Below are 7,391 nucleotides of genomic sequence, written 5' to 3' on the forward strand. Positions count from 1 at the left end.
ACGCCGCCCCGAAACTGCTCTACGACTACGACGAGGACGAGACCAAGGTCTACCAGGGCTACCACGTCGTCGAGCACGCCTCCGAGCTGGCCGGGCGCGACTTCCCGTTCGTCGTCATCACCCTCGACGGGCGCGCCAGCCGCACCGAGCAGGGCGTCGCCACGCTCACCTCGCTCGGCGACCTGGTCCGCGGGAACGACACCGTCGTCATCATGTGCGGCGTCGGCCTCGGCCTGCGCAGGCACTACCTGGACGTGCTGGGCGTCGACGAGGAGCGACTGCTCTTCGGCGTGCAGGGCGCGCTCGCCCACCAGGCCGACCCCGCGTTCACCGCGCCCCCCGGCGGGGACGCCGAGGCGTTCGCCCGAGCCGACTACTGCTACGCGCACCCCAAGCGCGGCACCGGCTTCAGCGTCACCCGCCACAACCCGACCGAGGCCGAGCGCTTCGCGTCCCTGTACAACAACAGCGCCGTCTCCCGCTGCAGCTACCTGAACCCCCAGGTGGCCGACGCGTTCAGCGGCGCCCTGTTCGCCATCTGGGCCGCCTGGGGCCTCAAGGGCTGGCCCCCGCTGGACGAGGTGATCGCCGACAAGGCCCTGTGGGCGCTGGCCTGCGACGCCCAGCGCGAGATCCTCTCCCTCCCCGCGAACGGCCGCTTCGGCAAGCTGGCCGCGGGCGTCATGGGCCCCAAGGTCACCGCCGCCTACCACCGCGCGCAGGAGCGCGCCGTGCGCCCGCTGGACCTCGCCGCGTTCAACGCCTTCCACCACGGCGGGAAGGTCCGCGAGCAGGACGTGGCGATGCTCCGCGACCTGGCCGCCGAGGGCGCGCGCGCCGGTCTGCCCACGACCGCGCTGCGCGAGCTGCTCGGCCGCCTCGACGGCCAGGGCGAGCCCCGCGAACTGGCCGCCCAGGGCTAGGGGCTGTCACGCAACTCGGTGACCGCCAGGGTGGGATGAGGTGGCGGTGCCGGTGCTCTCGGCGTCCCGGTCGGAGTGGATCGCACCGTTCACGGGCTTGCAGCCGGGGCAGTTCCGCAAGCTGGTGCGGGTGGTGGCCGAACGCGGCGGTGACGCCATCGCCGACGGGCGTCCCGGTCGGCAGTGGCGGTTGGGCCTGGCCGACCGGGTGCTGCTGGTGGCCGCCTACTGGCGCGCCAACCTGACCATGCGGCAACTCGGGCCGTTGTTCGGCGTCTCGCACGCCGCGGCCCACTGCTCGCACTCGCCCCGGTCCGGCGCCGCCGCATCGGCCAGGTGGCGATCGTGGACAGCACCCTGGCGCCCACCCGCGACCACCGCCTGGCCGCACGGTCCAAGAACTACCGGTGCTCCACGAACCCGCAGGTCGCCATCGACGCCGACACCCGCCTCGTGATCACCACCGGCGACCCGAGGCCGGGCAACCGCAACGACCGCACCGTCTACCGCGACTGCGGCATCGCCGACGTGCTGGACGGCCGACCTGTCATGGCCCGCATGAAGAACTGGACCACCCTGCGCGACACCGCCTCCGGCATCGCCCACCTCCACAACCTCGCCCTCACCGGCTGACCAAGAAGCGCTCGGCCACCAACCACAAGACGAGTTGCGTGACACCCTCTAGTCCTCCCCGCGAACGACAACGGCCCCGGTCTCCGCCTGGAGACCGGGGCCGCGTCACGCGCTCCGGGGGTCAGCCCTCGCGGGTTCTAGCCCTTGCGCCACTTCTGGTTCGACTTGCCGGTGCACTCCCACTGCTGGAGCGCCGAGCCGGAGCCCCAGGAGCCGGTGATGTCCACGCACTTGTTGGCCTGCGGGTTCACCAGGTCGCCAGCGCCGCTGAGCACGAACTGCTGCGCCGGGTTGCCCGAGCAGGTGGCGAGCTGGATCGCCGCGCCGTTGTCGCGCGAGCCCCACGCCACGTCCATGCACATGCCGAACGCGCGCACGGTGCCGTCACCGGCGAAGGTCCAGTTCTGCGCGTTGGTGCCGTTGCAGTCCCACACCTGGAGCCGCTGGCCGTCCTTCGCGTTCGAGTTCGGCACGTCGACGCACCGGTTCTGGTGCCCGATGATCTTCGTGCCGGACCCGCCGCCGCCGTTGGTGGTCAGCGTGAGCCCGTAGGCCGACAGGATCGGCTTGAGCGGCTGGTAGACGCTGGTGCCGCCGTTGGAGCAGTTGCCGCCCGCGCCCGAGGTGACGCCCTGGGCCTGGTTGCCGGAGAGCACCGCGCCGCCGGAGTCGCCGCCCTCGGCGCACGCCGTGGTCGACACGAGGCCGTTCACGATCCGGCCGCCGTAGTTCACCGTGACGTTCTTGGCCTGGATGGTGCCGCAGCGCCAGCCGGTGGTGCGGCCGGAGCGGCAGATCGTCGCGCCGACACCCGCCTCCTGGCTGCCCGCCACCACGACGTTGCCGCCGGAGTAGTTGTTGACCCAGGGCTTGGAGGCCCAGTCGCCGTTCGTGCGCACCCAGGCGTAGTCCTGGCCGGGGAACGACGACCCGGCGAACGTGCCCTGGTTGACGTTGTTGAAGCCCTTGGTCGTGCTGCCCGTGCCACCGCAGTGACCGGCGGTGACGAACCCGCCGTTCACGGGGAAGCCCACCGAGCACAGCGTGTTGCCGTTGATGACGTACTGGTCGCCACCGCGCAGGTCGTGCGCCGGCTTCATCTCGTGCCCGGTGGTGACCCGGACGGAACCCTCGACGCCGGCCTTGGCCGCGAACTCGCGCCCGGCCTGCTCGGAGGCGGCGGTCACGACCACGGTGTTGCTGGTCGGGTCGACGTACCAGGAGTGCACCGCCTCGGTGCCACTGCGCGCCTGGTCGAGCGCGGACTTGGTGTCGTCCAAAGCCTTCTCGCTGCGCGCGACCGGGACCGGCTCGGCCCCCTTGTCGCGCACGGCCTTGGCCGCCGCGTCGTCCGTGACGCCGACCTTCAGCTCGCCCTTGTCGAACCAGGACCCGCCGAACTTCCCGTCCAGCTCGGTCCGCAGCTCCTCCGCGACGGGCACGCCCGCCTGCTCCTTCTGCTGCCGCGCCGTGGCCTCGGCGGGCGTGATGTCCAGGTCGCGCTCCAGGGCCTCCGGCAGGGTGGCCGAGTCCGGGGTGGCGGCTGGTTCAGCCTGTGCCGCTGCCGCAGGCAGCGTGATCAGCGCGGCGGTCATGACCGCCGCGCAGCACTGCGCGATGAGTCTCACGAAACAACTCCGTGGGTGCAGGGGGTGGAGAGTTTTGTGAGAGCGCTCTCGTATGCGAGCTTCGCAGGAATACCGCAGGTGGGTCAATAGGGGATTCCCCATACGACGACTGCGCCGCGTAGCGGGGATCGGGGTGCGCGATCGGCGTCGGAATCAATTCCGGAACTGCTCGAACATCACCTGGTACCCGTCGTAGTCGGCGCCCTGGAACACCACCGCCCACCCGGCGTCCTCGGGAGGCAGGACCACCTCCAGCCCGTCCTGGGCCGCCCACCACCGGTGCAGCGCCTCGACGTCCGGCACCGGCACCGCCAGCACGAACCCCGCCCCCACCGGACCCTCCTGCGCGCTCACCCGGTCGCGCTCGGAGATGTAGGGGTGCGCGTGCCGGTCGGAGAGGATCAGCCACGTGCGCCCGTGCGTCAGGTACCGCAGGGTCGGCTGCTCGTCGTTGGGGATCTCCTTGAACCCGACCGCCAGGTACAGGTCCCGCGACCGGTCGAGGTCCGCGACGCGCAACCCGACCTTCACCTGACGTGAGCCCATCACCACGCGAATGCACCTCCCGGTTTTTTCTGAAGAGGCCCAAGCCTCGCAGAGATCGCCGGGAGGAGCCCTACGTCAACTTTTGACCGAACCGGGTTCGAGCGGGACCGGACCGCTAACTCCCGGACCGCCGCACGATCAACCGCTGCAACGCGATGAACGCCAACAACAACCCGCCGATCACGATCTTCGTCCACCACGAGCTCAACGTCCCCTGGAACGAGATCAGCGTCTGCACGGTCCCGAGCACCAGCACCCCGACCACCGACCCGACCACGAACCCGACCCCGCCCGAGAGCAGACTCCCGCCCACCACAACAGCCGCGATGGCGTCCAACTCCATCCCGACCCCGTGCAGGCTGTACCCCGACAGCATGTACAACGCGAACAGCAACCCCGCCAACGACGAGCAGAACCCGCTGATCACGTAAACCCCGACCTTGACCCGCCCGGTCCGCAACCCCATCAACCGGGCCGAAGCCTCGCTCCCGCCGACCGCGTACACCGTCCGCCCGAACCGCGTCAGGTGCAGCACGTAGGCCGCCACCGCCACGACCACCAACGCGATCACCACCGGCGGCGTGATCGTCACACCCCCCGGCAGCTCGATCGTCGCCGTGGCCAACGACCGGAACCCCTTGTCCTTGATCGAGATCGACTCCACGCTGATCACGAAGCACAACCCGCGCGCCAGGAACATCCCCGCCAGCGTCACGATGAACGGCAGCACCCCGAACTTGTGGATCACCAGCCCCATCAGGAACCCCAGCAGCGACCCGGTGGCCAGCACCGCCACCACGACCAGCACCGGCGGCCACCCCGCCCGCAGCGCCGCCGCCGCGATCATCGTCGACAGCGCGATCACCGACCCGACCGACAGGTCGATCCCGCCGGTCAGGATCACGAACGTCATCCCGACCGCCAGCACGATCAGGAACGCGTTGTCGATGAACAGGTTCGCCACCACCTGCCCGCTGGCGAACCCCTCGTAGGCCACCGACCCGGCCCCGAAGGTCAGCACGAACACCACGAACGTCGCGATCACCGGCAGGAACCGCGACGGCGCCCTCGGTCCGGCCTTCACGGGGAGCTGCGGCTCCAGAACGGTCGTCATGCCGCCACCGCCTCACGTCGCGCGAACACCCGGCTGAGCGCGGGCGCCTGGAGCAGGCACACCGCGATCACCACGATCGCCTTGAACACCAGCGTGACCTCCGGCGGGACGCCGATCGTGTAGATCGTCGTGGTGAGCGTCTGGATCACCAGCGCGCCCAGCAGCGTCCCGGTCAGCGAGTACCGCCCGCCCGCCAGCGACGTCCCGCCGATCACCACGGCCAGGATCGCGTCCATCTCGATCCACAGCCCCGCGTTGTTGGCGTCCGCCGCGCTCACGTTCGAGCTGATCATCAGCCCGGCGACGCCCGCGCACAGCGCCGCGAACACGTACACCGTCCAGATGATCGTCCGGGAGCGCACCCCGGCCAGCCTGCTGGCCTCCGGGTTCACCCCCACCGACTCGATCAGCATCCCGAGCGCGGTCCGCCTGGTCACCAGCGCGGTCGCGGCCAGCGCGGCGAGGCTGATCAGGATCGAGATGGGCAGGAACAGGAACCCCGCGCCGATCTCCCGGAACGCCGGGTTGTCGACCGTGATGATCTGCCCCTCGGTCACCAGCATCGCGATGCCCCGACCCGCGGTCATCAGCACCAGCGTCGCGATGATCGGCTGGATCCCCAGCACCGACACCAGGAACCCGTTCCACAGCCCCAGCACCGCGCACAGCACCAGCGCCAGCGCCATCCCGCCCAACGCGCCGCCACCACCGGCGATGTGCGTGCAGGTCACCGCCCCGGAGATCGCCACGTCCGCGCCGACCGACAGGTCGATGCCCCTGGTGGCGATCACCAGCGTCATGCCGAGCGCGATCAGCAGCGTGGGCGCGCCGTTGCGCAGCACGTCCACCAGGCTGCCGAACAGGTGCCCGTCCTGCAGGCGCAGCGCGAAGAACGACGGGTTCGCCACCAGGTTCAGCAGCAGCAGCGCGGCCAGCGCCAGCAGCGGCCACAGCAACCGGCGGTTCACGACGCGACCCGGTTGTCCGGGGTGGCGGCGATCAGCTCGACCACCTCGTCCACGCCCAGGTCGACCCCGGACAGCTCGGCGACCTTGCGCCGGTCGCGCAGCACGACCACGCGGTCGGAGACGCGCACGACTTCCTCCAGTTCCGCGGAGATGAACAGCACCGCCATGCCCTCGGCGGACAGCTCCGCCACCAGCTTCTGGATCTGCGCCTTCGCGCCGACGTCGATGCCCCTGGTCGGCTCGTCCAGGATCAGCAGCTTCGGCTCGGTCACCAGCCACCGCGCCAGCAGCACCTTCTGCTGGTTGCCGCCGGAGAGCGTGCCGACCAGCGCGTCGGGGTCGGCGGGCCGGATGTCCAGCATCGCCAGGTACTTCGCGACCAGCTCGTCGGCCTGCCTGCGCGGCACGGGCCTGGCCCACCCGCGTGCGGCCTGCACCGCCAGGATCAGGTTGTCCCGGATGCTCAGATCCGCGACCACGCCCTCGCCCTTGCGGTCCTCGGAGGAGAACGCGATCCCGGCCGCGATCGCGCCGCGCGGACCGCTGAGCCGCAACGGCTTCCCGCCGAACACGATCGTTCCCGAATCGGCCTTGTCCGCGCCGAACAGCAACCGCGCCAGCTCGGTGCGCCCCGACCCGAGCAGCCCGGCCAGCCCGACCACCTCGCCCGCGTGCACCTCCAGGTCGAAGGGCTCGATGGCGCCCTTGCGCCCCAACCCCTCCGCCACCAGCAGCGCGCCGCCGCTGCGGCCCTTGTCCGCCCGGTGCTCGATCTCCTCCAGCACGCCCAGCTCGCGCCCGAGCATGGCGGTCACCAGGTCGATCCGGCTCAGCTCCGAGGTCTTCCACTCGCCCACGACCCGACCGTTGCGCAGCACCGTCATCCGGTCGGAGATCTCGTAGACCTGCTCCAAGAAGTGCGACACGAACAGCACCGCGACGCCCTCGTCGCGCAGCACCCGCACGATGCGGAACAGCTCGGCGACCTCGTCGGCGTCCAGGCTGGAGGTCGGCTCGTCCAGCACCAGCACGCGCGCGTCCACGGCGACCGCGCGGGCGATCGCGACGAGCTGCCGCACGGCGATGGGGTGGCTGGCCAGCACGGACCCCGGATCGACGTCGAGACCGATGCGGGCGAGCAGCTCCCGCGCCCGCGCGCGCATCGCGCGCCCGTCGATCGCGCCGAACCGGCGGGGTTCGCGCCCCAGCAGGATGTTCTCGGCCACGGTGAGGTTCGCGCACAGCGCGACCTCCTGGTACACGGTGCTGATCCCGGCGTCCTGCGCCTGCGCCGGTCCGCTGAACGACACGCCCTCCCCGCCGAGGGTGATCTCCCCGGCGGCGAGCGGGTGCACGCCGGTCAGCGCCTTGATCAGGGTGGACTTGCCAGCCCCGTTCTCGCCCATCAGCGCGTGGACCTCGCCGGGCAGCAGCCGGAAGTCCACCTCCTGCAACGCCTTCACACCGGGGAACTCGACCGAGATCCCGCGCATGTCGACGACCGGTCCGGTCATGGGGTCAGCCTCCACCGCTGGGGGAGAAGTGGGCGCGGTCCCCGCCCCCCCCCCCGGAGGCTGGC

At 71.1% G+C, this 7,391-nt stretch carries 6 protein-coding genes and 1 pseudogene; 2 read left to right on the top strand and 5 right to left on the bottom strand.

The genetic code is table 11. From position 1 onward, the window contains the following. Nucleotides 1–923: hypothetical protein (locus tag ACTUAL_RS25025; RefSeq protein ID WP_440901970.1), on the top strand; the 923-nt coding region annotated here is incomplete at its 5' end. A 46-nt stretch (nucleotides 924–969) separates the two neighbouring features. Beyond that, nucleotides 970–1,556: pseudogene (locus ACTUAL_RS25030) on the top strand (transposase family protein). Nucleotides 1,557–1,693: 137 nt separating this feature from the next. Here the strand turns inward: ACTUAL_RS25030 and ACTUAL_RS25035 are convergent. The 5 genes from ACTUAL_RS25035 to ACTUAL_RS25055 all read right to left on the bottom strand — a co-directional run bounded on the left by ACTUAL_RS25035 (nucleotide 1,694) and on the right by ACTUAL_RS25055 (nucleotide 7,326). Continuing rightward, nucleotides 1,694–3,184 (bottom strand): ricin-type beta-trefoil lectin domain protein, encoded by a 1,491-nt coding sequence (locus ACTUAL_RS25035; protein ID WP_096492398.1) that lies wholly within the window; start codon nucleotides 3,182–3,184, stop codon nucleotides 1,694–1,696. Nucleotides 3,185–3,337: 153 nt separating this feature from the next. Beyond that, nucleotides 3,338–3,730 carry a VOC family protein gene (locus tag ACTUAL_RS25040; RefSeq protein WP_096497694.1) on the bottom strand — a complete coding sequence of 131 codons (393 nt, stop codon included), beginning with the start codon at nucleotides 3,728–3,730 and terminating at the stop codon, nucleotides 3,338–3,340. A 115-nt stretch (nucleotides 3,731–3,845) separates the two neighbouring features. Beyond that, complete coding sequence (gene yjfF, locus ACTUAL_RS25045; protein WP_440901971.1) at nucleotides 3,846–4,844, bottom strand: galactofuranose ABC transporter, permease protein YjfF; 999 nt, start codon at nucleotides 4,842–4,844, stop codon at nucleotides 3,846–3,848. Then, nucleotides 4,841–5,812 (bottom strand): ABC transporter permease, encoded by a 972-nt coding sequence (locus tag ACTUAL_RS25050; RefSeq protein ID WP_440901972.1) that lies wholly within the window; start codon nucleotides 5,810–5,812, stop codon nucleotides 4,841–4,843. The genes yjfF and ACTUAL_RS25050 overlap by 4 nt, the downstream gene beginning before the upstream one ends. Then, the gene (locus ACTUAL_RS25055; protein ID WP_440901973.1) at nucleotides 5,809–7,326 is read right to left on the bottom strand and encodes a sugar ABC transporter ATP-binding protein; all 1,518 of its coding nucleotides are present in this window, start codon (nucleotides 7,324–7,326) and stop codon (nucleotides 5,809–5,811) included. The genes ACTUAL_RS25050 and ACTUAL_RS25055 overlap by 4 nt, the downstream gene beginning before the upstream one ends. Nucleotides 7,327–7,391: the final 65 nt, after the last annotated feature.

Source organism: Actinosynnema sp. (genome assembly GCF_052038725.1).

Excerpts from the sequence above, each read along its gene's own strand:
- ACTUAL_RS25055 (WP_440901973.1), bottom strand. The coding sequence starts at position 7,326 with ATGACCGGACCGGTCGTCGACATGCGCGGGATCTCGGTCGAGTTCCCC.
- ACTUAL_RS25040 (WP_096497694.1), bottom strand. The coding sequence starts at position 3,730 with ATGGGCTCACGTCAGGTGAAGGTCGGGTTGCGCGTCGCGGACCTCGAC.
- yjfF (WP_440901971.1), bottom strand. The coding sequence starts at position 4,844 with ATGACGACCGTTCTGGAGCCGCAGCTCCCCGTGAAGGCCGGACCGAGG.